Origin of the sequence: Pseudomonas yamanorum (genome assembly GCF_013386765.1) — a bacterium.
GTDB classification, from domain to species: Bacteria; Pseudomonadota; Gammaproteobacteria; order Pseudomonadales; family Pseudomonadaceae; genus Aquipseudomonas; species Aquipseudomonas yamanorum_A.
The window spans coordinates 18,049-39,684 of record NZ_JACARE010000053.1 but is presented as its reverse complement, the minus strand read 5'-3'; the positions used below and the strand labels follow the sequence as shown (position 1 = coordinate 39,684).

Sequence of the window (21,636 nt, the reverse complement as noted above, 5' to 3'; positions counted from 1 at the left end):
GTAGAGTCCGGATAGAAGAAAGGCGCATCCGAGGATGCGCCTTCTCGTAACTGGCGGAGCGGACGGGGGTTTGAACCCACACCCCCGGCGTGGCGACCCGATGGATACTTGGGTCAGCTGCCGCTCCGCTGCCAGGTCAGACCTGCGTCCGACCCGGATGGGTAAGGCTTGAACGAAGCTTAGTTAACGGCTTCTTTCAGGGCTTTACCGGCTTTGAAACCTGGTTTTTTGGCAGCGGCGATTTGCAGAGCCTTGCCAGTCTGTGGGTTACGGCCAGTGCGAGCTGGACGATCGGTCACAGAGAAAGTACCGAAACCAACCAGTACCACAGAGTCGCCGGCCTTGAGAGCGCCAGTGACGGATTCGATTACTGCGTCCAGCGCACGGCCAGCAGCGGCTTTCGGGATATCAGCAGATGCAGCGATAGCATCAATCAGTTCCGACTTGTTCACTCTAAGTCCCCTTATATCTATTGAGTATGATTCTAAGTTTTTTGGTGAAAGCAAAAACCAGTGCTGAATGGCCTACAGACACTTAAGAGCCGCTTTATAACAAGGGCTCTAAAAAGCTGTCAAGGAAGCCCCCAGGCTTAAACGTATTAATGCGTGCTAATTCTTTCCTTAGAGTCAGTCTCGCGTTTTTCGTCCTTCGCGACTATCTCCGGAGCCACATCCGGCAAGGGCTCCGGCGCGTATTGCAGCGCAATTTGCAGGACCTCGTCAATCCATTTAACCGGTTTAATCTGCAGATCCTGCTTGATGTTGTCAGGAATCTCCTTCAAGTCGCGAACATTCTCTTCAGGAATGATCACGGTCTTGATACCACCGCGGTGTGCAGCCAGCAATTTCTCTTTGAGGCCACCAATGGCCAGTACCTGGCCACGCAGGGTGATTTCACCGGTCATGGCCACATCGGCACGCACCGGAATCCCGGTGAGGGCTGATACCAGTGCCGTGCACATGCCTACGCCTGCGCTAGGGCCGTCTTTCGGCGTCGCCCCTTCCGGCATGTGGATGTGGGTGTCGTGCTTCTCGTGGAAGTCCAGGGGGATCCCCAGGCTCTTGGCGCGGCTGCGCACCACGGTCTGCGCGGCAGTGATGGATTCGACCATCACGTCACCCAACGAACCGGTCTTGATCAGTTGCCCCTTGCCCGGGATAACGGCGGCTTCGATGGTCAGCAACTCGCCGCCCACCTGGGTCCACGCCAGGCCTGTGACCTGGCCCACCTGGTCCTGCTGCTCAGCCAGGCCGTAGCGGAATTTACGCACGCCCAGGAAGTGTTCCAGCAGGTCGGCGGTGACCTTCACCGAGAAGCGTTTTTCCAGCGCATGTTCCTTCACGGCCTTGCGGCAGATCTTCGCCAGTTGACGCTCAAGGCCCCGTACACCGGCCTCGCGGGTGTAGAAACGAATGATGTCGCGGATCGCGTCGGCATCAAATTCGATCTCGCCTTTTTTCAGGCCGTTGGCCGCAATCTGCTTGGGCGAGAGGTATTTGACGGCGATGTTGATCTTCTCGTCTTCGGTGTAACCCGGCAGACGAATCACCTCCATCCGGTCCAGCAAGGCTGGCGGAATATTCATCGAGTTGGAGGTGCACAGGAACATTACGTCGGACAGGTCGTAGTCGACTTCCAGGTAATGGTCGTTGAAATTGTGGTTCTGCTCGGGGTCGAGCACTTCCAGCAAAGCGGAGGCCGGATCGCCACGCATGTCGCTGCCCATTTTGTCGATTTCATCGAGCAGGAACAGCGGGTTGCGCACACCCACCTTTGTCATCTTTTGAATCAATCTTCCTGGCATCGAACCGATGTAAGTCCGGCGATGGCCACGAATTTCCGCTTCATCACGCACACCGCCCAAGGCCATGCGCACGAATTTACGGTTGGTTGCGTGGGCAATCGACTCCGCCAGGGAGGTTTTACCCACACCAGGAGGACCGACCAGGCACAAAACCGGACCGCGAATCTTCTTCACGCGCTTTTGCACGGCGAGGTATTCGAGGATACGTTCTTTGACTTCTTCGAGGCCGTAGTGATCGGCATCCAGAATGTCTTCGGCGCGGGCCAGGTCCAGGCGAACTTTGGTCTGGGCCTTCCACGGCACCTGCACCAGCCAGTCGATATAGGAACGAACCACGGTGGCTTCGGCCGACATCGGCGACATTTGCTTGAGCTTGTTCAGCTCGGCAGTGGCTTTGGTCAAGGCGTCTTTCGGCAGGCCGGCGGCATCGATGCGCTTTTTCAGCTCTTCGATTTCGTTATGGCCTTCCTCGCTGTCACCCAGCTCTTTCTGAATGGCCTTCATCTGCTCATTCAGGTAGTACTCGCGCTGGCTGCGCTCCATTTGCTTTTTGACACGGCCGCGAATGCGCTTCTCAACCTGCAACAGGTCGATTTCGGCATCCAGCAGCGCCAGGACGTGTTCGACCCGGGCAGACAAATCGATGATTTCGAGAATGTCCTGCTTCTGTTCGATCTTCAGCGCCATGTGCGCGGCCATGGTGTCGACCAGGCGGCTTGGCTCATCAATGCTGTTGAGGGACGAGAGGACTTCTGCGGGGACTTTCTTGCCCAGTTGCACGTATTGCTCGAACTGGGACAGCAGGCTGCGCACGAACACTTCGGATTCGCGCTCAGGGGCGTCGACTTCGTCGATCAGCGCCACTTCGGCACGCAGATGGCCGTCCACTTCCATGAAGCGTTCGACCGCACCGCGCTGCTCGCCTTCCACCAGCACCTTGACGGTACCATCAGGCAGCTTGAGCAATTGCAGGACAGTTGCAACGGTACCAACGCGATACAGGGCATCTTCGCCTGGATCATCGTCAGCAGGATTTCTCTGGGCCAGCAGCAGGATCTGCTTGTCGCCCGTCATCGCGGCCTCGAGGGCTTCGATAGACTTCTCGCGCCCCACGAACAGCGGGATAACCATGTGCGGATAGACGACGACATCACGCAACGGCAGGAGAGGCAATTCGATGGTTGTCTTCATGATTTCGCCTCTATGACAGATGAAAGTAAGCTTGAAACCAAGATGGGGGCTGCCTGCAAAAAAAACAAGCGTAATGGCATCAGTTAAACGCAGTAAAAACAAAGGGGCCCCTTAAGGCCCCTTTATTTTGTACAGCTCAGCGACGCAACGCTTACGCGTCTGGCGCAGCCTTGGCAGCCGGCTCACTGTTTTCGTAGATATACAGTGGCTTGGACTTGCCTTCTATAACGCTTTCGTCGATCACCACTTTACTCACCTCGGACTGCGAGGGGATTTCGTACATGGTGTCGAGCAGTACGCCTTCGAGGATCGAGCGCAAACCACGGGCGCCGGTCTTGCGCTCCAGCGCCCGCTTGGCCACCGATTTGAGCGCGTCAGCACGGAACTCGAGGTCCACACCTTCCATCTCGAACAGCTTGGCATATTGCTTGGTCAGGGCGTTTTTCGGCTCGGTGAGGATCTGCATCAACGCAGCCTCATCCAACTCGTCCAACGTCGCCAGCACTGGCAGACGGCCAACGAATTCCGGGATCAGACCGAACTTGACCAAATCGTCAGGCTCGACTTCACGCAGGGATTCACCGACTTTCTTGCCTTCTTCCTTGCTGCGTACTTCTGCACTGAAACCAATGCCGCCACGGGTGGAACGGTTTTGAATAACCTTTTCCAGACCGGAGAACGCACCGCCACAGATGAACAGGATATTGCGCGTATCAACCTGAAGGAATTCCTGCTGTGGATGCTTGCGGCCGCCTTGTGGCGGTACGGAAGCAACAGTACCTTCGATCAGTTTCAACAGCGCCTGCTGCACGCCTTCACCGGAAACGTCCCGGGTGATCGACGGGTTGTCGGATTTGCGCGAAATCTTGTCGATTTCATCGATGTAGACAATGCCCATCTGGGCCTTTTCCACATCGTAATCGCATTTCTGCAGCAGCTTTTGAATGATGTTCTCGACGTCTTCACCTACGTAACCGGCCTCGGTAAGAGTGGTTGCGTCGGCGATGGTGAAGGGAACGTTCAGCAGGCGAGCCAGGGTTTCTGCAAGCAGGGTTTTACCCGAGCCTGTAGGACCGATCAGCAAGATGTTGCTTTTGCCGAGCTCGACGTCGTCACTTTTCTTGTCACGCTGGTTCAGACGCTTGTAGTGGTTGTACACCGCTACGGCCAGAACCTTCTTTGCACGCTCTTGACCAATCACATACTGATCAAGGATGCCGCTGATTTCTTTAGGCGAAGGCAATTTATGCGCGCTGCTTTCGGCCTGGGCTTCCTGCACCTCCTCGCGGATGATGTCATTGCACAGGTCGACGCACTCGTCGCAGATAAACACCGAGGGGCCGGCAATCAACTTGCGCACTTCATGCTGGCTTTTGCCACAGAAGGAGCAATAGAGCAGCTTGCCGTTGTCCTCGCCGTTGCGGGTGTCAGTCATTCGTTCGATCCAAATCCGATAGGCTTGCAACACAAGATGAAGGCTATTGAGGGCTTTTTCAAGCCCACTGGTGGTCGGACGTGCCGACCTGCCCTATTTTGAGCTGCTTATATTAAGCGGGGCGCTTTTCGATCACTGCGTCGATCAACCCGTATTCACGCGCGGCTTCGGCGCTCATGAAGTTGTCACGGTTGGTGTCGCGCTCGATCTCTTCCAGGGTGTGCCCGCTATGTTTGGCCATCAGCGTGTTGAGACGCTCACGAATGAAGAGGATTTCCTTGGCATGGATTTCGATGTCCGATGCCTGGCCCTGGAAACCGCCCAGTGGCTGGTGAATCATCACGCGCGAGTTCGGCAGGCAGTAACGCTTGCCCTCAGCACCAGCGGTCAGCAGGAAAGCACCCATGCTGCACGCCTGACCGATACAGGTGGTCGATACGTTCGGCTTGATGAACTGCATGGTGTCGTAGATCGACATGCCAGCCGTTACCGAACCGCCCGGGGAGTTGATGTAGAGATGGATGTCCTTGTCCGGGTTTTCCGCTTCAAGGAACAGCAGCTGCGCACAGATCAGGTTGGCCATGTAGTCCTCTACCGGACCAACCAGAAAGATCACTCGCTCCTTGAGCAGGCGCGAGTAGATGTCATAGGCGCGTTCGCCACGAGCAGATTGCTCGACAACCATCGGGACCAGGCCGCCAGCGGCCTGGATATCAGAGTTCTGCTGAATATACGAATTACGGAACATGCTCTGCAGTTACTCCCAAATAGTCATGTCTTGAATACGCATAAGCCAGCGCGAGGCTGGCTTATGGGTGTATTTTCAAACGAGTTGAGCGATCAGTCGGCTTGTGCTGCTTCAGCCGGCTTGACTGCTTCTTCGTAAGAGACCGCTTTATCGGTCACCTTAGCCTTCTGCAGAACAGTATCCACAACTTGCTCTTCCAGCACAACCGAACGCACTTCGTTCAGCTGCTGGTCGTTCTTGTAGTACCAGGACACAACAGCCTCAGGCTCCTGGTAGGCCGAAGCCATTTCCTGGATCATTTCGCGAACGCGGCTTTCGTCAGGCTTGAGGTCGAATTGCTTGACCACTTCAGCCACGATCAGGCCCAGCACAACGCGGCGCTTGGCTTGTTCTTCGAACAGCTCGGCCGGCAGTTGGTCAGGCTTGATGTTGCCACCGAACTGCTGAACAGCCTGCACGCGCAGACGATCCACTTCGTTGGACAGCAGGGCCTTCGGCACTTCGATCGGGTTGGCGGCCAGCAGACCGTCCATCACCTGGTTCTTGACCTTGGATTTGATGGCCTGACGCAGCTCACGCTCCATGTTCTTGCGAACTTCGGTGCGGAAACCTTCGATGCCGGTTTCCTTGATGCCGAACTGGTTGAAGAATTCTTCGTTCAGTTCTGGCAGCTTAGGCTCGGAAACGGTGTTGACGGTCACGGTGAACTCGGCGGTTTTGCCAGCCAGGTCCAGGTTCTGATAGTCAGCCGGGAAGGTCAGGTTCAGAACGCGCTCTTCGCCGGCTTTAGCGCCAACCAGGCCGTCTTCGAAACCAGGGATCATGCGGTTGGAGCCCAGCACCAGCTGAGTACCCTTGGCGGAGCCGCCAGCGAATGCTTCGCCGTCAACCTTGCCAACAAAATCGATGTTCAGCTGGTCTTCGTTCTGGGCAGCGCGGTCGGCCACTTCAAAACGGGTGTTCTGCTTGCGCAGGATTTCCAGCATGTTGTCCAGGTCCGAATCAGCTACATCAGCGCTCAGGCGCTCGATAGCGATGGATTCGAAACCGGCAACGGTGAACTCAGGGAACACTTCGAAGGTTGCGACGTATTCCAGGTCCTTGCCTTTTTCCAGCACTTTCGGCTCAACCGAAGGAGCGCCGGCCGGGTTCAGCTTCTGCTCAACCACAGCTTCGTAGAAGGAAGACTGGATAACGTCGCCTACCGCTTCCTGGCGCGCATCAGCTTCATAACGCTGACGAATCACGCTCATTGGCACTTTGCCCGGACGGAAGCCGGCAATCTTGGCCTTTTGGGCAGTCTGCTGCAGACGCTTGTTGACCTGAGTCTCGATGCGCTCAGCCGGCACGGTGATGCTCATGCGGCGCTCAAGAGCAGAAGTATTTTCAACAGAAACTTGCATGGATATTCCTCGTTGCACAGACGTTAGCCGGCCGTTTCCGACCCCAGAATCAAGGGCATGCATTCTAGTGGGTCAAACTCAAGAAGTCACCCTACTGAAAACGGGTAAAAAAGCAGCAGGCAATTTATAGGTGCGAATGCACGAATGCACCTCGCCCCGTTAGCAAATACATCCCATCACGCCAGGGCTCTGCGCCAACCCTTCTATATATAGAAGAGGCTGCCAATCATCTCCCTGACAACCGACCTTGCGAGCAAGGCCGGCGGGCAGCGCAGCATCATCGAGCAACATAAATACGACGAAACGCCCTGCCCTTGCAGCCCAGCACCTGCGACTGCGTTGAAACTTCAAACCGCTGAAACAAAAAAGGCGCCAGACTATTAATCTGGCGCCTTTCGAAATATGGGGTGGACGAAGGGGATCGAACCCTCGACAACGGGAGTCACAATCCCGTGCTCTACCAACTGAGCTACGCCCACCATATTGCGTGACCAAAAAGCCTGTCAAAACGGCTATTTGTTGAGCTTCGTGACGACCAGCCGGCCTTCTCGAAACTTTATTTGGTGCGGATGAAGAGACTCGAACTCTTACGCCTCGCGGCGCTGGAACCTAAATCCAGTGTGTCTACCAATTCCACCACATCCGCATGAAGCTCTTAAAGCAAAGGCGCCAGACTGTTAATCTGGCGCCCTCTGAATATGGGGTGGACGAAGGGGATCGAACCCTCGACAACGGGAGTCACAATCCCGTGCTCTACCAACTGAGCTACGCCCACCATATTGCGCTACTTGTGCCAAAGCTGCCTAATGGCGCACCCGGCAGGACTCGAACCTGCGACCATCCGCTTAGAAGGCGGATGCTCTATCCAGCTGAGCTACGGGCGCCTTATTAATCTGTACTCTTGGAGGATTACAAACTAACCAGTGCTAGGCTGTGCCCGACAAGTGCGACGAATAGTATAGATGCACCCGAAACCCGTCAAATCCTTTTTATAAAAAATTCATTTTATTTAAGGGGTTAGGGGAATTTGCAGACCAAGCGCCTTTGCCCTCACGCCACGACATGCGAGAATGCGCGCACTTTTCTTCCCCCTCTCGATGGTTAATCACGCGTAATGACTGCACAACTTATCGACGGCAAATCAATCGCCGCCAGCCTGCGCCAGCAGATCGCCAAACGAGTCGCCGAGCGCAGCCAACAAGGCCTGCGCACGCCGGGTCTCGCGGTGATCCTGGTCGGCAGCGATCCTGCCTCTCAGGTTTATGTCTCGCACAAGCGTAAAGACTGTGAAGAGGTCGGCTTTATTTCCAAAGCCTACGACTTGCCTTCTGACACCACCCAGCAAGCCCTCACCGACCTGATCGACAGCCTCAACGACGATCCGGCCATCGACGGCATCCTGTTGCAACTGCCGTTGCCCGAGCACCTGGACGCGTCCAAATTGCTCGAACGCATCCGCCCGGACAAAGACGTCGACGGTTTCCACCCTTATAACGTCGGCCGCCTGGCCCAGCGCATCCCGCTGCTGCGCCCGTGCACGCCGAAGGGCATCATGACCCTGCTGGAAAGCACCGGCGTCGACCTGTACGGCCTTGATGCAGTCATCGTCGGCGCATCGAACATCGTCGGTCGCCCGATGGCCATGGAACTGCTGCTGGCTGGCTGCACCGTGACCGTCACCCACCGCTTCACCAAGGACCTGGCTGGCCACGTCGGCCGCGCCGACCTGGTGGTAGTCGCCGCCGGCAAGCCAGGCCTGGTCAAGGGTGAGTGGATCAAGGAAGGCGCCATCGTGATCGACGTGGGCATCAACCGCCAGGACGACGGCAAACTGGTAGGCGACGTGGTGTACGAAACTGCCCTGCCCCGTGCCGGCTGGATCACCCCGGTACCGGGTGGCGTCGGCCCGATGACCCGCGCCTGCCTGCTGGAAAATACCCTGTACGCAGCCGAAACCCTGCACAGCTAATAACCAGCCGCTCTGAAAAAGCCCTGCCTTATCGCAGGGCTTTTTATTAGCCGGATAAAAAGTACTTTTTTCTTTGTTTTTAAGGGGTTTCATCTGTTTTCAGAAGAACATTCGACAGTTTCTGATCCATACTCCTAAAATGTAACGGCATTTATCAGAAAGTCCGTGCAGAACGGTATATCCCTACTTTTTTAGCGAGTTCATCCGCGTGAAAATTCATCTTTCCATTGTCAGCCTATTTTTTGCATTTACAGGCACCTTCGCGAGCGCAAGCGAAACCACTACCGCTCCCCGCGACATGTCCACCCTGCACATCGCCTCCGGCAGTGCGATGGTGGTAGACCTGCAGACCAACAAGATCATCTATGCCAGCAACCCGGATGTCATCGTGCCGATCGCCTCAGTGAGCAAACTGATGACCGGCCTGATCGTGCTGGAGGCCAAGCAGAACATGGATGAATACATCGACATCAACATCAAGGACACGCCGGAGATGAAAGGCGTGTTCTCCCGGGTCAAGATCGGCAGCGAAATGCCACGCAAAGAGATGCTGCTGATTGCCCTCATGTCCTCGGAAAACCGCGCCGCCGCCAGCCTGGCCCACCACTACCCGGGCGGCTACCCGGCATTTATCGCGGCAATGAACGCCAAGGCCAAGGCGCTGGGCATGACCAGCACCCATTACGTTGAACCCACCGGCCTGTCGATCCACAACGTGTCCACCGCCCGCGACTTGAGCAAGCTGCTGGCCGCCGCGCGCAAATACCCGATGCTCAGCCAGTTGAGTACCACCAAGGAAAAGACCGTATCGTTCCGCAAACCCAACTACACCCTGGGCTTCTCCAACACGGACCACCTGATCAACCGCGCCAACTGGGACATCAAGCTGACCAAGACCGGCTTTACCAACCAGGCCGGCCACTGCCTGGTGCTGGTGACCAGCATGGGCAATCGCCCGGTGTCGCTGGTGATCCTCGACGCTTTCGGCAAATTCACCCACTTTGCCGATGCCGGCCGCATCCGCAGCTGGGTCGAGACCGGCAAGAGCGGTTCGGTGCCAGACGTCGCATTGCGCTACAAGGCTGACAAGAACCTGAAGAACCGCCCACGGGCGAATGTTCAGGTGACCGAGTCCCGCTGAACAGCGACATGAAAAAACGGCGCCCTTGAGCGCCGTTTTTTATTTGGCCTGACTGGCCAGGGCCTTGACCGCCTGGGCCGCCGCCTGCTCCTGGCCCGCCTGGGCCGTGGCACTGGCCGCCTGCTGCCAGCGCTGGGCGTCGACCTTGACCGGTAACTGGGTAGGCCGCTGAATCAGCACGGCCCACTTGCCGCCGTCTTTCCAAGCCGACTCAAAGGCGCCGAAATCCATCGGCATGCGTCGCGCCAACCCCGTACGCAACAGCACCATGCTCTTCTGCTTGTTGTAGCCCACCACCACGACATACCGCGCCCCGGCCCAGAAGGTCGAGCCCTGGGTGATGCGCGCCATCACCGGGTAGCCGGCGGCGACCTGCGCCAGCATCGCCGGCAACTGGTCGTCCAGCGGGTACACCAGCATCCCGTATTCACGGGCCAACACCTGCATGTTGCGCTCAAGGTCTGCTTCGGCGCCCGGCAGATGCAGCGGCTTATCCAACAGGCCCGGTGTAATCACAATGCCTTGTTGGGACAGCATGCTGGCCAGAGCGGCCGGGCCACCGAGGTAGGTCTCACCGCGAAAAGCCGGCACGCCCTTGAGCTCGACGCTCTCCGGCAGGCCCGGGATGCTCGTGGGTTTGGGATGCGAGGAGCAGGCCGCCAGCCCCATGAAACAGGCTGCGACCCACCAGGAGGTTTTAATGTTCGAGGGAAACCGCAACTTCGTCACTCACTTGATCAACGGCCAACGTGGGCCCTGATCATAGGATGCTCCGGGGCGCGGGTATAGCCTTGCAGCGCAGTAAAAGGCCCGCCATAGAGCAAACAAGTTGGACGCACACGACCATTGGTCAATAGCAGGCAACCTGCGGATAGCTAGACTGTCCATTGAGAAGACAGTGTGTGCCCTGTACCGGGCGAAAGGAGGCACTTATGAGCCTGACAACAACGATTCTGCTTTTGATCTGTGGCTGGCTGGCAGTGGCCGCCGCCATGCTCTGGGGCGTGATGCGCGTGACCCGCCGGCACCATCACCCACAGGTAAAACCCGCAGCACCCGGCAAGCTGCACAAACCCGCCGGGCATCACGCCTGAGGCCTTAGCCAGGCATGCAACTGAAGTCTTCGGTCTGCGCCAGTTCCTTGCCGTGGCTGTCCTTCAACTCGGCGCGTACCGTGGTACCAAGGCTGGATTCCACCAGGGTGTAATGCTCGCCCGCCTTGAAGTTGCCGTAGGTGACATGCCCGCGACAATCCTGCTGGTTGTCATCCCCCGCCTCTTCTTCAAACAAGGTGACATCCAGGCGATGAGCGCCGGGTTTCACTTCGAAGTAGCGACCATCATCAATGTTTTTCCCGTCTACCCGCTCGGCCATCAGGTCGTTGGGCGCCTCTTCTTGCAGGCCGATCCAGGCTTCGCTCGGGTCCGCTTTCGGAATCGGGCCGGCGCACGCCGACAACAGCAGGACCGCACTCAAGGCCGGGATCAACAACAAGGGTTTAAGAGACATGGCAGAACTCCAAATGGATAAAGAGTGAGCGGAAAAACGACTTCCGTTCGATCGGTATCCAGCTTGGTACTGTCACCATTATTGAACAAATGAATACATATGAAAGGATCTTCAGCCGTTAACTAAATGTTCCTTCACCTGGCTGAAAGGTGCGTGTTAGGTGGGTCCGTCAAGACTGCGAGCGTTTGCAATCCAACTCCTTTGGAGGTTACGGCATGCTCGGGCTGGTAAAGACCGCACTGCTCAAGCCCTACACGTTTATCGTGCTGGCAATTTTCATCTGCATCATTGGGCCCATGGCGGCCTTGCGTACCCCCACTGACGTATTTCCCGATATTGGCATCCCCGTCGTCGCGGTGGTTTGGCAGTACAACGGCCTGTCTCCGGACGCCATGGCCGGTCGCGTGATCTACACCTACGAACGCTCCCTGAGTACCACCGTCAACGACATCGAACACATTGAATCGCAGTCGTTACCCGGCATGGGCATCGTGAAGATTTTCTTCCAGCCCGGCGTGGATATCCGCACCGCCAACGCCCAGGTAACAGCGGTGTCACAAACCGTGCTCAAGCAGATGCCACCGGGCATCACCCCACCGCTGATCCTCAACTACAGCGCCTCCACGGTGCCGATCCTGCAGATGGCGTTCTCCAGCCCCAGCCTGTCGGAAGCGAAGATCCGCGACCTGGTGCAGAACAATATCCGCCTGCCTTTGAGCGCCCTGCCCGGCCTGGCCATGCCCACGCCAATGGGCGGCAAGCAACGCCAGATCACCCTCGACCTTGACCCGCAGGCGCTGGCCGCCAAAGGCCTGTCGGCGCAAGACGTGGGCAACGCGCTGGCCTTGCAGAACCAGATCATCCCCGTGGGTACCGCCAAACTCGGCCCCAACGAATACACGATTTTGCTCAACAACAGCCCCAAGGCGATTGATGAGCTCAACGACCTGCCGATCAAGACGGTCGACGGTGCGATCATCACCATCGGCCAGGTGGCCCACGTGCGTGACGGCTCGCCGCCGCAGACCAACATCGTGCGCGTCGACGGCCACCGTGCAGTGCTGATGCCGGCCTTGAAAAACGGCAGCATCTCCACCCTGTCGATCATCGACGGCATCCGCCAGATGCTGCCGCGCATCAATGAAACCCTGCCGCCTTCGCTGAAGACCTCGCTGCTGGGCGACGCCTCGGTGTTCGTCAAACAGTCGGTGGGCAGCGTGGCCCAGGAAGGCATCATTGCGGCCCTGCTGACCAGTGCGATGATCCTGCTGTTCCTCGGCAGCTGGCGCTCGACCATCATCATTGCCGCCTCGATTCCCCTGGCGGTGCTGTCGGCCATCGCGCTGCTGGCAGCCACCGGGCAAACCCTCAATGTCATGACCCTCGGCGGGCTGGCGTTGGCGGTGGGGATCCTGGTGGACGACGCCACAGTGACCATCGAGAACATCAACTGGCACCTGGAACAAGGCAAGGCGGTGAAGGACGCGATCCTCGACGGCGCCAAGCAAATCGTAGGCCCGGCGTTCGTGTCCCTGCTGTGCATCTGCATCGTGTTTGTGCCGATGTTCATGCTGCAAGGTATCGCCGGCTACCTGTTCCGCCCGATGGCGTTGGCGGTGATTTTCGCCATGGCCAGCTCGTTCATCCTTTCGCGCACCCTGGTGCCGACCCTGGCAATGTTCCTGCTCAAGCCGCACGTGCCGGAGCGAGGCGAAGGTCATCACCCGGAAGATGAATTCATCAACCACCACGAGGGCGACCAGCACAAACCCCAGCGCAATGCCGTGCTGCAATCGGTACTGAATTTCCAGCAGGGTTTCGAGCGTCACTTCTCCAACGTGCGGGACGTTTACCACGGCCTGCTGACCCTGGCCCTGGGTGCGCGCAAGCGTTTCATCGTGGGCTTCCTGGCGTGCATCCTGGCCTCGTTCCTGCTGCTGCCAAGCCTGGGCCAGGACTTCTTTCCGGCCACCGACGCAGGCGCCATGGCGCTGCACGTACGCTTGCCATTGGGCACGCGGATTGAAGAAAGCGCGGCGGCGTTTGACCGGATTGAAGCGCGGATTCGCGAGATTGTGCCGGCAGACGAGCTGGACACCATCGTCGACAACATCGGCATCCCGCTGAGCGGCATCGACATGGCCTACAGCAGCAGCGGCACCATCGGCCCACAGGACGGCGATATCCAGGTCACCCTGAAAAAAGACCATGCGCCCACCGCCGACTACGTGAAAAAACTGCGTGAAGCCCTGCCGGAAAGTTTCCCCGGCAGCCAGTTCGCGTTCCTGCCGGCCGACATCAGCAGCCAGATCCTCAACTTCGGTTCACCGGCGCCGCTGGACGTGAAAATCTCCGGGCGCAGCGATGAAGAAAACCGCGCCTACGCCATCGAACTGGAACGTCGCCTGAAACACATACCGGGCATCGCCGACCTGCGTATCCAGCAGTCCACCGGCTACCCGTCGCTGCAAGTCAACGTGGACCGGATGCGCGCCAACGGCCTGGGCATCACCGAGCGTGACGTGACCAACAGCATGGTCGCGTCCCTGGCCGGCAGCTCGCAAACCGCGCCGACCTTCTGGCTCAACCCGGCCAACGGCGTGTCGTATTCGATCGTGGCTGCAACCCCGCAATACCGTCTCGACAGCCTGCCGTCCCTGGAAGCGCTGCCGGTGACCGGTGCCGATGGCCAGTCGCAGATCCTCGGCGGCGTGGCGACCATCTCCCGCGTGCAAAGCCCGGCGGTGGTGACCCACTACAACATCGAACCGACCCTGGACCTGTACGCCAACGTGCAAGGCCGCGACCTCGGCGGCGTCGCCAGCGACGTGCAAAAGGTGCTGAATGACATGGCCCCGATGCGCCCCAAAGGCGCGACCATCAGCCTGCACGGGCAGATCGATGCGCTGCATGAAGCGTTCAACGGCTTGAGCTTCGGCCTGCTCGGCGCGGTGGTGCTGATCTACCTGCTGATCGTGGTCAACTTCCAGTCGTGGACCGACCCGTTCGTGATTATCACCGCGCTCCCGGCGGCCCTGGCGGGCATCGTGTGGATGCTGTTCCTCAGCGGCACCTCGTTATCGGTGCCGGCACTCACGGGGGCCATCCTCTGTATGGGCGTGGCCACCGCCAACTCGATCCTGGTGGTGAGCTTCTGCCGAGAGCGCCTGGCCGAACACGGCGATGCCCTCAAGGCCGCACTGGAAGCCGGCTACACCCGCTTCCGCCCGGTGTGCATGACCGCCCTGGCGATGATCATCGGCATGTTGCCGCTGGCCTTGTCCGAAGAACAAAACGCGCCGCTGGGCCGTGCCGTGATCGGCGGCCTGATCCTTGCCACCACTGCCACTTTGCTGTTTGTACCCGTGGTCTTCAGCCTGGTCCACGGTCGTCACCCTACTCGCGCTGCTGCTGGAGAAACCCCACATGTCGTCTGATCACAAACCCTCGCGCAAGCGTCTGATGCTCATGGGTGTCGGCGGCCTGACACTGGCCGCCCTGTTGGTCGCCAACGGCCTGCACGCCCGTACGATGCATGAAAAATCCGTCACTGCCTGGACCGAAACCGCCGCTGTGCCGCAAGTGCTGGTATTCCAGCCAAAACAGAACGCAGCCGGCGACACCCTGCGCCTGCCCGCGCACCTGGAAGCCTGGAGCAAGGCACCGATTCATGCGCGGGTCAGCGGTTATCTGAAAGACTGGAAAGTCGACATCGGCAGCCAGGTCAAGGCCGGGCAGATCCTGGCCGAGATCGACAGCCCTGACCTCGACCAGCAAGTGGCGCAAACCCACGCCCGCATGGTCCAGGAACAGGCCAACGCACGCCTGGCGGAAACCACCGCCACCCGCTGGAAAAACCTGCTGGACAGCCATTCGGTATCGCGCCAGGAGGCCGATGAAAAAACCTCCAACGCCCTGGCCGCCAAGGCCAACGCCCAGGCCGCCGAGGCCGACTATGCGCGGCTCTCGGCGCTGGAAGACTACAAGACCATCCGCGCACCGTTCGCCGGTGTGATCACCGCGCGCAACACCGACATCGGACAGTTGATCAAGGCCGACAGCGACAGCGATCCGGAACTGTTCGACATCGCCGACACCCACCAACTGCGCCTCTACGTGCCAGTGCCGCAGAACTATGCAGCGGTGATTCATCCGGGGCTGGCCGCCCAACTGACGGTGCCCGAGCATCCCGGCGAACACTTCAGCGCCAAACTGATGGGCGACTCCACCGCCATCGACCGCCGCTCCGGCACCCTGCTCGCGCAGTTCGTGGCCGACAATCCCGACGGCAAGTTGCTGCCCGGCGACTACGCCGAAGCCACCCTGGCGATTCCGGCGGACACCCACGGCGTCAGCATCCCGGCCAGCGCCCTGATCTTCCGGGCCCAAGGCACCCAGGTCGCGGTCCTGGATGCGAAGAACCACGTGCACCTGCAAGACATCCACATCGGCCTCGATCTCGGCGAACGCCTGGTGATCGACCAGGGCCTGAAACCCGCCGACCGCGTGGTCGACAACCCGCCCGACGCCCTGCGCGAAGGCGACGCCGTGCAAATGGCCGACGCCGGAGGTGCCCATGCGCCCAAGGCTTAAACCCCTCGCGGCCTTGGTATTGGTGGCACTGCACGGTTGCTCGCTGGCGCCCACCTACAAGGCGCCGACCATCGACCTGCCTACCAAGTACCGCGAACAGACCAGCGACGGCCCGTGGCACAGCGCACAGCCGTCCGACCAACTGGCGCCGAAGTGGTGGCAGCTGTATCAGGACCAGCGCCTGGATGACCTGCAGGAACAACTGCTCAAGGCCAACCCGGACCTGGCGGCGGCGCTGGCGCATTTCGATGCGTCCCAGGCCTATGCCAGCCAGCTGCATGCCGGGTTGTTCCCGCAGATCACCGCCAGTGCACAGCCGTTGCGCCAGCGGCAATCGGACAGCCGGCCACTGCGGGGTGATACCCAGCCTTCGGTGTACAACAGCAACACGGCCGGTTTTGCCCTGAGTTTTGATCTGGACCTGTGGGGCAAAATCCGCAACCAGGTGGCAGCGGGTGACGCCCAGGCGCAAGCCTCCGGGGACGATTTGGCGGTGGCACGCCTGAGCCTGCAGCATCAGCTGGCGACGCTGTACGTACAGCTCAACGGGCTGGATGCCCAGAGCCGGATTCTCAGCAGTTCCCTGGATGATTTTGGCCAGGCATTGCAACTGACCCGCAGCCGGTATGAAGGGCAGATCGCCTCGGAACTCGACCTGACCCGCGCGCAGAACCAACTGGCTGAAGCCGAGGCGCAGCTGGATGATGTACGCGGTCAGCGCAACCTTACCGAGCATGCGATTGGTGAACTGGTGGGCGTGTCCGCCAGCGAATTCCAACTGCCGCCGAGCAAACAATTGATCGCGTTGCCAGGGATTCCGCAACAGCTGCCCAGCCACCTGCTGCAACGTCGCCCGGATATTGCGGCGGCGGAGCGACGGGTGTTTGCAGCCAACGCGAATATCGGTGTGGCGAAGGCCGCGTGGTACCCGGACTTCAGCTTGACCGGGTTGATTGGCGGGCAGACCCAAGGCGTCGGCAACCTGTTCTCGGCGGCCAATCGGTATTGGGCGCTGGGGCCGTTGGTCAACCTGCCGATCTTCGATGGCGGGCGGTTGAGCGCCAATGAGCGCCAGGCCAAGGCCGAGTTTGAAGAGGCTTCGGCGCATTACCGCAGCCAGGTTTTGCGGGCGGTGCGTGAGGTGGAAGATAACCTTGGACAACTGCGTGATTTGCAGCAGGAAGCGATGGACGAACAGGCCGCCGCGAACGCCGCCGAGCACACGCAGGCGCTGGCGATGAACAGTTATCAGGCGGGTGCGGTGAGTTACCTGGATGTGGTGACAGCGCAGACGGCGGCGTTGCAGGCGCAGAGGACTTTGCAGGCAGTGCAGACGCGGCAGTTGCAGGCGAGTGTGGGGTTGGTGACGGCGCTGGGCGGCGGCTGGAAGCCCGACGCCTGATACAAGTCTCGAGCCCACCCTGGATCAAATGTGGGAGCTGGCTTGCCTGCGATGACGGTGGATCAGTCAAACATATCTAGACTGAGCCACCGCCCATTTCAGCCTTCCGGCCGACTATTCAAAAAAACACTCACCACGGTGTAATCACTGCCATTGGCATGTCGATACAGCGTACTGCTGTGATAGTCAGATACCTCTCCCGCCACGGACACAGTAATCGCAGCGCCCTGAACATCAATCTTTGCCGCTGCGTCACTCGTAACGAGAAATGGACTGGCATCTCTCAACGCAGCCAATATTTCACTATCGTCCTCCAGGTTGCGGTAAACGTAATATCGATAGCTGAACGGAACAGTTGCACCTCCACGATCATCCTTGACGCCATAAACGGCCCCGTCACCGCCAAGTGGCAGTCGCAGCACAACCTCTGTCAATTGCGGGCGCCCCGGAGAAAGCAGCCATTCACCGCCGATATACACCAGGCACAGCGCCAGCAAGATCGTAGTGACAACGGAGTAAACCGACTTTCTAGTAGTTCCTGAACCTGGCATACCTGATTCCTTCCTTGATCCAATATTGGTCGACGCTCATCGAGCGATTTCCCCGCACTTAGATACTCGCGTGGCGGAACCTAACACTGAAAGGCCGGGACGATGAGAGATCAAGGAACAAAAGAGATGTCTTACAAAAGAGCAGGACACACCTTACAACGCACCCTCGAAACGACATATTTCCTACGTTTCTTTCGGATTGCTGGTCGGAACGGGGCCCACTAGTCTTCGTCGGTCGCTGCCAATTCAGCGACCGGACGTGAGAAATCCGAATGACTCCATTGGCGCAAAAGCGCCCGCCGTATACAGTGCAGGCGCTTTTTCTGTGCTCGCTGTTATGGCGGCTGTGCGCGGGCACGCTTCGGCGTGGCCAAGCTCCTGGGGTCTTGGTTTTCTCACTCCGCGTACAGCTGCCACCTTCAATGTGGAAGGCGTGCAATTGCTTGTAGATCGGGTGGTGGGTGTGACGGTAGCCGTGAGCTGACCTTTTAACTGTGGGAGCCGGGCTTGCCCGCGATGACGGAGTGTCAGGCACCGCTACTGTGTCTGAAACACTGCTATCGCGGGCAAGCCCGGCTCCCACAGTTGAGAGGAGTGAAGCCGGATGGCTCAGGCGGCGAGCTTGCCGCTGGCAATCGCCTGTGATGCCGCCACCATCGCGCGCAACAACACCGCACACCCCGCCGCCAGATCATCCGGCGCGGCGTTCTCGATTTCGTTATGGCTGATACCACCCTCACACGGCACAAAGATCATCCCCGCCGGCCCCAGTTCCGCGACGAAAATCGCGTCATGCCCTGCCCCGCTCACAATGTCCATGTTCGACAGGCCCAAGCCATTGGCCGCATCCCGCACGGCATCCACGCAGCCTTTGTCGAAGTACAACGGCGGGAAGTCAGCGGTGGGTGTCATCTCGAACGTGAGGCCGTGCTTGGCGCAGGTCTCGTCGATCACTTTGCTTACCTGCGCAATCATCGAGTCCAGCCGCGCCGGTTCCAGATGACGGAAGTCCAGGGTCATGCGCACTTCGCCGGGAATCACGTTGCGTGAGCCCGGATACGCTTGCAGGCAACCGACGGTGCCACAGGCGTGTGGCTGATGGCCCAACGCAGCGGCGTTAACCGCAGCCACCACGGCAGCAGCGCCCACCAGGGCATCCTTGCGCAAGTGCATTGGCGTCGGTCCCGCATGTGCCTCAACCCCGCGCAGTTTCAGGTCGAACCATTTCTGCCCAAGGGCGCCCAGCACCACGCCGATGGTTTTCTTTTCATCCTCAAGAATCGGACCTTGCTCGATATGCGCCTCGAAATACGCGCCCACCTTGTGCCCGCTCACCGGGCGGGAGCCGGCGTAGCCAATGGCGTTCAGCGCATCGCCTACCGTCACGCCGTCGGCGTCGGTCTTGGCCAGTGTATCTGCCAGGGTAAATTTCTCGGCAAACACGCCGGAGCCCATCATGCAGGGCGCAAAGCGCGAGCCTTCTTCGTTGGTCCACACCACCACTTCCAGCGGCGCTTCGGTTTCCACTTTCAGGTCATTGAGGGTTCGCAACACCTCAACGCCTGCCAGCACACCAAAACAGCCATCAAACTTGCCGCCGGTTGGCTGGGTGTCGATATGGCTGCCGGTCATCACCGGCGGTAGCTTGGGATTGCGCCCCGGCCGGCGGGCGAAGATATTGCCCACGCCATCGATGGTCACGGTGCAGCCGGCCTCCTCGCACCACCTCACAAACAGGTCGCGGGCCTGGCGGTCGAGGTCGGTGAGGGCCAGGCGGCACACGCCGCCCTTGGGCGTAGCGCCGAGCTTGGCGAGTTCCATCAGGGACAGCCACAAACGGTCGCGGTTGATGTGCTGATGGGTGGATTGCAGAACGTCTACGGCAGCGTTCATGGGGATCTCCTCAGGCTACTTTTTTATATGAATCGACTCGGTTAACTGTGGGAGCTGGCTTGCCTGCGATGCGGGCGACGCGGTCTTTCAGTTGCACCGGGTCGATGCCATCGCAGGCAAGCCAGCTCCCACATTGACCGTGTTCACAAAGGTGTCTTTACGGCGACTACGCGGGCGCCGCGCTTCATGCACAGGGCGTAATACAACAACCCGCCCAACGCCGAGCCGGTGAACCAGCCATAGCTGTAGAACCAGCTGAATGCATCACTACCCAGGGACAGCAATGTCAGCACCACCGGCACCCCAAACGCGAGGAAGCCATGCCAGTTCCACGCCGGGTAAACGTCATCGCGGTACAACCCGGCAAGGTCCAGTTGCTGTTTCTTGATGATGAAATAGTCCACCACCATGATCCCGGCAATCGGCCCCAGCAGGCTTGAGTAACCCAGCAGCCAGTTGGAATAGACGGTCTCCAGGCTCACGTCCGAGATGATCAGCCCGAGCTTTTTCAGCAATTCATGGGCCATCAATGCAAGGCCTACCAGACCGGTCAACACCACCGCCGTGGTGCGGTTGATCAGCTTGGGCGCGATGTTCTGGAAGTCGTTGGTGGGCGAGACGATGTTCGCCGCGGTGTTGGTGGACAAGGTGGCGATGATGATCAGCGCCATGGCCACGGCCACCCACACCGGGCTCTGGATATGGCCGATCAGGGTCACCGGGTCGGAGACGCTGACGCCCACCAGTTTTACCGAGGCGGCGGTCATGATCACGCCGAGGGCGGCGAACAGGAACATGGTCAGCGGCAGGCCGAAAATCTGCCCGAGGATCTGGTCTTTCTGGCTCTTGGCGTAGCGGCTGAAGTCGGGAATGTTCAACGACAAGGTGGCCCAGAAACCTACCATCGCCGTGAGGCCCGCCATGAAGTAGCCGGTAAGGCTTGCGCCCTCGGGGCGTTTGGGCGGGATCGCCATCAGCTCGGTCAGCGAGACATTCGGCAATGCCCACACCAGCAGCCCGATACCCACCGCCACCAGCAACGGTGCCGACAGGGTTTCCAGCCATTTGATCGATTCGGCGCCGCGCAATACCACCCACAGGTTCAGCGTCCAGAAGATCATGAAACCGATCACTTCACCGGTGCCACCGAGGGATTTCCAGCCTTCGAAAATCGAACCCAGGAACAGGTGAATGGCCAGGCCGCCAAACATCGTCTGGATACCAAACCAGCCGCACGCCACCAGGGCACGGATCAGGCATGGCACGTTGGAACCCAGCACGCCGAAGGACGAGCGCAGCAACACCGGGAACGGAATGCCGTACTTGGTGCCGGGGAAAGCGTTGAGGGTCAGCGGGACCAGCACCACGATATTGGCCAGCAAGATCGCCATCAGCGCCTCGCCCACCGACAACCCGAAGTACGCGGTGAGCACGCCACCCAGGGTGTAGGTCGGCACGCACACCGACATGCCGATCCACAGCGCGGTGATGTGCCACTTGTTCCAGGTGCGTTCGCGCACCTTGGTCGGTGCCATGTCGTGGTTGTAGCGGGGGCTGTCGAGGACGTCGGGGCCGGCGTCGAGTTCGTACAGGCCGTTGCGCTCAATGACTTGCGATCTGTTCTGTTGCATGGCCGCTCCACGGTTTTTTCGAATTATTTTTGCTCATCCCGTGACACGCACAGGATGGCCGGAGTACCTCGTTGACAACATGACATCCGGGACCCGGCCAACCGCCACCGCACTCAATAACCGTGCCGTAAACCGTCGCCCTGCCCGCACCGCTTATATAACTCGCTGATGTTTATCAGCTTTATTGTCTCGACCGAAAAGCCCTTCGTTACTTTCAGCGTTACTCAGGCCAAATAACGCAGAAGTTGTCCGAACCATCAGGACTCAATCTGGTGCAACACAATTATTTTTATTTCCTGCCCCCGTCAAGAGGCATGTCTCAAGCGTCTGATTTGCAATAAGAAATGTTGCTCATATTGGGAACCT

At 59.2% G+C, this 21,636-nt stretch carries 16 protein-coding genes and 4 tRNA genes; 6 read left to right on the top strand and 14 right to left on the bottom strand.

What is annotated here, in order from left to right; translation table 11 throughout:
- Window positions 1-179: 179 nt before the first annotated feature.
- The 9 genes from HX875_RS29860 to HX875_RS29820 all read right to left on the bottom strand — a co-directional run bounded on the left by HX875_RS29860 (window position 180) and on the right by HX875_RS29820 (window position 7,465).
- A complete protein-coding gene (locus HX875_RS29860) occupies window positions 180-452 on the bottom strand; it encodes an HU family DNA-binding protein (RefSeq protein ID WP_003174819.1) in 273 nt (90 codons plus the stop codon).
- Between the two features lie 146 nt (window positions 453-598).
- The gene (gene lon, locus HX875_RS29855) at window positions 599-2,995 is read right to left on the bottom strand and encodes an endopeptidase La (protein ID WP_003207858.1); all 2,397 of its coding nucleotides are present in this window, start codon (window positions 2,993-2,995) and stop codon (window positions 599-601) included.
- A 151-nt stretch (window positions 2,996-3,146) separates the two neighbouring features.
- Window positions 3,147-4,430 carry an ATP-dependent Clp protease ATP-binding subunit ClpX gene (gene clpX / locus HX875_RS29850; RefSeq protein ID WP_003207856.1) on the bottom strand — a complete coding sequence of 428 codons (1,284 nt, stop codon included), beginning with the start codon at window positions 4,428-4,430 and terminating at the stop codon, window positions 3,147-3,149.
- Between the two features lie 112 nt (window positions 4,431-4,542).
- A complete protein-coding gene (clpP, locus tag HX875_RS29845) occupies window positions 4,543-5,178 on the bottom strand; it encodes an ATP-dependent Clp endopeptidase proteolytic subunit ClpP (protein WP_003174822.1) in 636 nt (211 codons plus the stop codon).
- 92 nt (window positions 5,179-5,270) lie between these two features.
- Window positions 5,271-6,581: a trigger factor gene (gene tig / locus HX875_RS29840; protein ID WP_177048284.1), complete on the bottom strand. Its 1,311-nt coding sequence runs from the start codon at window positions 6,579-6,581 to the stop codon at window positions 5,271-5,273.
- 403 nt (window positions 6,582-6,984) lie between these two features.
- A tRNA-His gene (locus HX875_RS29835) sits at window positions 6,985-7,060 on the bottom strand.
- An 82-nt stretch (window positions 7,061-7,142) separates the two neighbouring features.
- Window positions 7,143-7,227 (bottom strand) — tRNA-Leu (locus HX875_RS29830).
- 53 nt (window positions 7,228-7,280) lie between these two features.
- Window positions 7,281-7,356: transfer RNA gene (locus HX875_RS29825), tRNA-His, on the bottom strand.
- A gap of 32 nt (window positions 7,357-7,388) precedes the next feature.
- Window positions 7,389-7,465 (bottom strand) — tRNA-Arg (locus tag HX875_RS29820).
- A 230-nt stretch (window positions 7,466-7,695) separates the two neighbouring features.
- On the opposite strand from HX875_RS29820, the gene folD reads away from it, so the two are divergent.
- Window positions 7,696-8,550 (top strand): bifunctional methylenetetrahydrofolate dehydrogenase/methenyltetrahydrofolate cyclohydrolase FolD, encoded by an 855-nt coding sequence (gene folD / locus HX875_RS29815; protein ID WP_177048282.1) that lies wholly within the window; start codon window positions 7,696-7,698, stop codon window positions 8,548-8,550.
- A 208-nt stretch (window positions 8,551-8,758) separates the two neighbouring features.
- A complete protein-coding gene (pbpG, locus tag HX875_RS29810; protein WP_177048280.1) occupies window positions 8,759-9,691 on the top strand; it encodes a D-alanyl-D-alanine endopeptidase in 933 nt (310 codons plus the stop codon).
- Window positions 9,692-9,730: 39 nt separating this feature from the next.
- Here the strand turns inward: pbpG and HX875_RS29805 are convergent, their stop codons facing one another.
- Window positions 9,731-10,360 carry a peptidase C39 family protein gene (locus HX875_RS29805; RefSeq protein ID WP_177048278.1) on the bottom strand — a complete coding sequence of 210 codons (630 nt, stop codon included), beginning with the start codon at window positions 10,358-10,360 and terminating at the stop codon, window positions 9,731-9,733.
- 263 nt (window positions 10,361-10,623) lie between these two features.
- Here HX875_RS29805 and HX875_RS29800 point away from each other — a divergent pair, with 263 nt between their 5' ends.
- Window positions 10,624-10,785 carry a hypothetical protein gene (locus tag HX875_RS29800; RefSeq protein WP_010166825.1) on the top strand — a complete coding sequence of 54 codons (162 nt, stop codon included), beginning with the start codon at window positions 10,624-10,626 and terminating at the stop codon, window positions 10,783-10,785.
- Between the two features lie 4 nt (window positions 10,786-10,789).
- On the opposite strand, the gene HX875_RS29795 is transcribed toward HX875_RS29800, so the two are convergent.
- Window positions 10,790-11,200 carry a PA0061/PA0062 family lipoprotein gene (locus HX875_RS29795; RefSeq protein ID WP_010166823.1) on the bottom strand — a complete coding sequence of 137 codons (411 nt, stop codon included), beginning with the start codon at window positions 11,198-11,200 and terminating at the stop codon, window positions 10,790-10,792.
- Window positions 11,201-11,415: 215 nt separating this feature from the next.
- Between HX875_RS29795 and HX875_RS29790 the strand changes: the two genes are divergently transcribed.
- Genes HX875_RS29790 through HX875_RS29780 form a run of 3 tightly spaced genes read left to right on the top strand, consistent with a single transcriptional unit; the run spans window position 11,416 to window position 17,195 of the window.
- Window positions 11,416-14,637, top strand: a complete 3,222-nt coding sequence (locus HX875_RS29790) for an efflux RND transporter permease subunit (RefSeq protein WP_177048276.1) — start codon at window positions 11,416-11,418, stop codon at window positions 14,635-14,637.
- Window positions 14,627-15,793, top strand: coding sequence for an efflux RND transporter periplasmic adaptor subunit (locus HX875_RS29785; RefSeq protein WP_177048275.1), 1,167 nt, complete (start codon window positions 14,627-14,629; stop codon window positions 15,791-15,793). The genes HX875_RS29790 and HX875_RS29785 overlap by 11 nt, the downstream gene beginning before the upstream one ends.
- Complete coding sequence (locus HX875_RS29780) at window positions 15,777-17,195, top strand: efflux transporter outer membrane subunit (RefSeq protein WP_177048273.1); 1,419 nt, start codon at window positions 15,777-15,779, stop codon at window positions 17,193-17,195. The genes HX875_RS29785 and HX875_RS29780 overlap by 17 nt, the downstream gene beginning before the upstream one ends.
- A gap of 98 nt (window positions 17,196-17,293) precedes the next feature.
- Here the strand turns inward: HX875_RS29780 and HX875_RS29775 are convergent, their stop codons facing one another.
- From HX875_RS29775 to HX875_RS29765, 3 genes are all read right to left on the bottom strand, one after another.
- On the bottom strand, window positions 17,294-17,746 hold the full coding sequence (locus HX875_RS29775; RefSeq protein WP_177048271.1) for a hypothetical protein: 453 nt from the start codon (window positions 17,744-17,746) through the stop codon (window positions 17,294-17,296).
- Between the two features lie 609 nt (window positions 17,747-18,355).
- Window positions 18,356-19,639 carry a Zn-dependent hydrolase gene (locus HX875_RS29770; protein ID WP_177048269.1) on the bottom strand — a complete coding sequence of 428 codons (1,284 nt, stop codon included), beginning with the start codon at window positions 19,637-19,639 and terminating at the stop codon, window positions 18,356-18,358.
- A gap of 143 nt (window positions 19,640-19,782) precedes the next feature.
- Complete coding sequence (locus HX875_RS29765) at window positions 19,783-21,270, bottom strand: NCS1 family nucleobase:cation symporter-1 (protein ID WP_177048267.1); 1,488 nt, start codon at window positions 21,268-21,270, stop codon at window positions 19,783-19,785.
- Window positions 21,271-21,636: the final 366 nt, after the last annotated feature.

Excerpts from the sequence above, each read along its gene's own strand:
- HX875_RS29775 (WP_177048271.1), bottom strand. The coding sequence starts at position 17,746 with ATGCCAGGTTCAGGAACTACTAGAAAGTCGGTTTACTCCGTTGTCACT.
- HX875_RS29800 (WP_010166825.1), top strand. The coding sequence starts at position 10,624 with ATGAGCCTGACAACAACGATTCTGCTTTTGATCTGTGGCTGGCTGGCA.
- clpP (WP_003174822.1), bottom strand. The coding sequence starts at position 5,178 with ATGTTCCGTAATTCGTATATTCAGCAGAACTCTGATATCCAGGCCGCT.
- HX875_RS29780 (WP_177048273.1), top strand. The coding sequence starts at position 15,777 with ATGCGCCCAAGGCTTAAACCCCTCGCGGCCTTGGTATTGGTGGCACTG.
- HX875_RS29805 (WP_177048278.1), bottom strand. The coding sequence starts at position 10,360 with ATGGGGCTGGCGGCCTGCTCCTCGCATCCCAAACCCACGAGCATCCCG.
- HX875_RS29790 (WP_177048276.1), top strand. The coding sequence starts at position 11,416 with ATGCTCGGGCTGGTAAAGACCGCACTGCTCAAGCCCTACACGTTTATC.
- lon (WP_003207858.1), bottom strand. The coding sequence starts at position 2,995 with ATGAAGACAACCATCGAATTGCCTCTCCTGCCGTTGCGTGATGTCGTC.
- clpX (WP_003207856.1), bottom strand. The coding sequence starts at position 4,430 with ATGACTGACACCCGCAACGGCGAGGACAACGGCAAGCTGCTCTATTGC.
- HX875_RS29795 (WP_010166823.1), bottom strand. The coding sequence starts at position 11,200 with ATGTCTCTTAAACCCTTGTTGTTGATCCCGGCCTTGAGTGCGGTCCTG.
- folD (WP_177048282.1), top strand. The coding sequence starts at position 7,696 with ATGACTGCACAACTTATCGACGGCAAATCAATCGCCGCCAGCCTGCGC.
- tig (WP_177048284.1), bottom strand. The coding sequence starts at position 6,581 with ATGCAAGTTTCTGTTGAAAATACTTCTGCTCTTGAGCGCCGCATGAGC.
- HX875_RS29770 (WP_177048269.1), bottom strand. The coding sequence starts at position 19,639 with ATGAACGCTGCCGTAGACGTTCTGCAATCCACCCATCAGCACATCAAC.
- HX875_RS29765 (WP_177048267.1), bottom strand. The coding sequence starts at position 21,270 with ATGCAACAGAACAGATCGCAAGTCATTGAGCGCAACGGCCTGTACGAA.
- HX875_RS29785 (WP_177048275.1), top strand. The coding sequence starts at position 14,627 with ATGTCGTCTGATCACAAACCCTCGCGCAAGCGTCTGATGCTCATGGGT.